Source organism: Catenovulum sp. 2E275 (assembly GCF_025515275.1).
Lineage (GTDB): Bacteria > Pseudomonadota > Gammaproteobacteria > Enterobacterales > Alteromonadaceae > Catenovulum.
In genome coordinates, this window is the sequence record NZ_JAOPFU010000152.1 from 1 (window position 1) to 325 (window position 325).

The following is a 325-nucleotide window of genomic DNA, read 5'->3' on the forward strand; positions in this document are numbered from 1 at the left end:
ATGAGACTAAAAAAGAATTGGTTGCGGGAGCTGGATTTGAACCAACGACCTTCGGGTTATGAGCCCGACGAGCTACCAAGCTGCTCCATCCCGCGCCAAAAAGACAAGACTTCCTGTAAATTAATTTGAAATCCATTCCAAATTTTGCGCTATTGATTTACCTGTTTTCCAGAGATTATAAAGTGCAGCCTGAGGGCGAATCTCTTTTATTCCAATCTTTAATTAAAAAGGAATTGGTTGCGGGAGCTGGATTTGAACCAACGACCTTCGGGTTATGAGCCCGACGAGCTACCAAGCTGCTCCATCCCGCGTCAATAGTGCCGCT

General features: G+C 45.5%; 2 tRNA genes. Both read right to left on the reverse strand.

What is annotated here, in order from left to right:
- Positions 1-18: 18 nt before the first annotated feature.
- Positions 19-95: transfer RNA gene (locus tag N7931_RS19495), tRNA-Met, on the reverse strand.
- A 139-nt stretch (positions 96-234) separates the two neighbouring features.
- Positions 235-311, reverse strand: a tRNA-Met gene (locus N7931_RS19500).
- Between the last annotated feature and the right edge of the window lie 14 nt (positions 312-325).